The 427-nt window shown below is 53.6% G+C and carries 1 protein-coding gene and 1 tRNA gene; both read right to left on the bottom strand.

Features of this window, described 5'->3' with window-relative positions; translation table 11 throughout:
* Nucleotides 1-170: 170 nt before the first annotated feature.
* Nucleotides 171-261: transfer RNA gene (locus EN993_RS36715), tRNA-Ser, on the bottom strand.
* On the bottom strand, nt 223-427 hold a 205-nt coding region (locus EN993_RS37540), incomplete at its 5' end, for a hypothetical protein (protein WP_206532508.1). The genes EN993_RS37540 and EN993_RS36715, both read right to left, overlap by 39 nt.

Here is a 427-nt window from a genome sequence, read left to right on the forward strand (position 1 = left end):
GAGAAGGCTCTTAATGTTCATTTTCTGACCTCCAGTCAGAATCGAACGAAATCGCGTTGATTTCAGCGTATTTTGGCGTCGAAACGCGCGGCGCCGATAGCGAGATACCTAGCTATCTGTCTGTTCTAACGGGGTAATTTTTGAGATGCCGCCAACGGTGCGGGCAAAAATGGCGGAGAGGATGGGATTCGAACCCACGAGAAGCTTTTGACCTCTACTCCCTTAGCAGGGGAGCGCCTTCGACCACTCGGCCACCTCTCCGTTGCGCCGCTGGATAAAGAAAAGCGCCGGCACAATCAACAAGCCCCAATCATTATCTCGGAAAAAGAAGCCATTATATGGAAAAATAACAACGCACCGAAGCGTGGCTTTCCACGGATGCGGCGGTTTTGCGGCAGTTTCCCGGGCAGCGACTCCGGGCACGGGC

Source organism: Mesorhizobium sp. M7D.F.Ca.US.004.01.2.1 (genome assembly GCF_003997785.1).
Classification (GTDB): Bacteria; Pseudomonadota; Alphaproteobacteria; order Rhizobiales; family Rhizobiaceae; genus Mesorhizobium; species Mesorhizobium loti.